This is a genomic window from Streptomyces sp. NPDC050388, from assembly GCF_040655635.1.
GTDB lineage: Bacteria > Actinomycetota > Actinomycetes > Streptomycetales > Streptomycetaceae > Streptomyces.
In genome coordinates this window covers 1-1597 of sequence record NZ_JBFAKH010000260.1, presented here as the reverse complement: position 1 = coordinate 1597, position 1597 = coordinate 1, and the positions used below count along the sequence as shown (strand labels likewise).

Sequence of the window (1597 nt, the reverse complement as noted above, 5' to 3'; positions counted from 1 at the left end):
ATCGCGTGGAGGAGGCCTACGAGGTCTTCGCGCACGGCCCGGACACCGGCGCCCTGAAGGTCGTGCTGCACCGCGAGGTGCCGTGACCGCCCCGGTAGCGCAAGGCCGACAGTCCCGCTCCCCCTCCCTCACCGCGGTTCGTCCGACGACCCGTTCGCCAGATGGAACGTGACGTCGACCACCCCTTCGACGGCGCGCACGGCGCGGGCGACGACGGGCACCAGCGAGGTGTCCCGTATACGGCCGGTGAGGGTGACGACACCGTCGGAGACCTCCACCCCTATGGCCTCGAGCGGGGCCGGGAAGAGGGGAGCGACGATCTCCCCGCGGACCTCTTGGGCGAGCTCCTCGTCCGTCCGCAGAAAGACCTTCAACAGGTCGACCCGGCTGACGATGCCTTCGAGCAGCCCTTTCCGGCTCACGACGGGCAGCCGCTTGACCTTGCGCTGAGCCATGATGCGGGCCGCCTGCGCGACGGGGGCGTCGGCGTGGACGGTGACGGCCGGGGTGCTCATCAGCTCTCCGGCGGTCAGTGCCCCCGCCTTGGCCAGATCGGGCAGGCGGTGCCGCTGCATGAACCGGTCGGGGTCGCTGTCGCGGAACTCCTCCTTGGGCAGCAGATCGGCCTCGGAGACGACGCCGACGACCCGGCCCTCGCCTTCCAGCACCGGCAGGGCACTCACCTTCCACTGATCGATGAGCCGAACGATCTCCTTGAACGAGGCGTCGCGACCGACGGCCACGACGGTATGCGACATCACGTCGCTCACGGTGTGCGGGCTGCCGTTCATGGGGCTCCCCCTCGGGTTGTCAGGTACGTGGGTCGGCTCGTGGCCGCTGGGGCCGGGGCACACGGCACGGGGAACCCGGTCGTCACCTGCTCCCGCTGCCGTACGGGGCGTACAGATCGAGCAGCCGGACGCGGGTCGCGTGCAGGCGCCGGGCGACCGCCCGGCCGACCCGCACGGCGATCGCACGGCCGAACCCGGGGTCCTCGGCGCACAGTGCCCGCACCGGGCTGGTGGTCTCGGCGCCCAGGAGCCACGGGTGGGGCGGGAAGCGCAGGAACAGCCGACCAGTTCACCATGGCCCAGCGAATCGATCACGGCCGCACGACTGCCGGGGACCCGCAGATCGAGGGCGGCGGTCCCGGTCCGGATGATCCAGAACCGGTCGGCCCGCCGCCCCTCCGCGAACAGAGGGGCTCCGATGTCGAAGGAGACCTCGTGGGCGCGCCGCATCAGCCGCTCGCGGTGTTCGGCCGGGAGACCGGCGGCCGGAGTGGTGGTCGTCGCGGTTGCCATCCTTTCGTCCCCCTTCGCGCCTGCCCCCGCAGTCGAACGGCGACTTCGTCGGTCGTAACGACAGCGTGTACCCGATGGGCGCGGGAGGCCACGGGCCGGCCAGGCCCCATCCGAGGGCCCTTCGGCCCGACCGGGTGGAAGCATCGGCCACCCGGGCGCGCGACCACGGCACCGGGCGTCCGCAGCGGGCCGAAGTCCCCGGGCGACGGTCGAAGGCCCGGCCCCCAAGGTCCTCGTGCTCCGGTCGGCCGCCGCCGACCTGGCGATCGTCGGCGCCCGGCGCCGCCAGGGGC

The 1597-nt window shown here is 72.8% G+C and carries 1 protein-coding gene and 2 pseudogenes; 1 reads left to right on the top strand and 2 read right to left on the bottom strand.

Annotated features, from left to right (window positions below; translation table 11 throughout):
- Positions 1–128 precede the first annotated feature (128 nt).
- Both AB0I73_RS41220 and AB0I73_RS41215 read right to left on the bottom strand, forming a co-directional pair.
- The gene (locus tag AB0I73_RS41220) at positions 129–791 is read right to left on the bottom strand and encodes a CBS domain-containing protein (RefSeq protein WP_363045502.1); all 663 of its coding nucleotides are present in this window, start codon (positions 789–791) and stop codon (positions 129–131) included.
- A gap of 82 nt (positions 792–873) precedes the next feature.
- A pseudogene (locus tag AB0I73_RS41215) lies at positions 874–1304 on the bottom strand (cyclic nucleotide-binding domain-containing protein).
- Between the two features lie 199 nt (positions 1305–1503).
- Here AB0I73_RS41215 and AB0I73_RS41210 point away from each other — a divergent pair.
- Positions 1504–1597, top strand: a pseudogene (locus tag AB0I73_RS41210) (universal stress protein); the annotation flags it as partial.